The 423-nt window shown below is 72.6% G+C and carries 1 pseudogene; it reads right to left on the bottom strand.

The features are described 5' to 3' along the window. Positions 1–423 (bottom strand): annotated as a pseudogene (locus F8279_RS30110) (hypothetical protein); the annotation flags it as partial.

The raw sequence follows: 423 nt of genomic DNA on the forward strand, positions 1-423 counted from the left end.
GAGGAGAGGTCATAGCGGAAGGTGGTCATCTGCGCGGAGAGCCGGACCTCGACGGTGAGCAGCCCGGAGCGTTGCAGGTGCCAGCAGGCCGCCAGCACGGTCGCGTAGGACTCCTTGCGGGTGCGGTCGACCGTCCAGCGCTCCCCCGGCGCGTCGGGGTCGAGGCTGCGCCGGAACCGCGCGTAGCGCTCGCAGACGTCCTCGTCGGTCGGGTCGATGATCTCGATGGCGAAGCTCAGGGTGGCGTTGCGCCGGCGGGCGTGCTCCAGGCACTGCGGCAGGGTGACCGCGCGGGTGAAGGTGCCGGTGCCGCCCTTGAACGCCCACGAGTCGGTGTGCTGGCGGGCCTCGGCGAGGGCCCGACCGACCTCGCTGCCGTGCAGCACCCGCACCATCGAGACGCTGTCGATGGCCTCGCGGGCC

Origin of the sequence: Micromonospora sp. AMSO1212t (assembly GCF_008868145.1) — a bacterium.
GTDB lineage: Bacteria > Actinomycetota > Actinomycetes > Mycobacteriales > Micromonosporaceae > Micromonospora > Micromonospora tulbaghiae.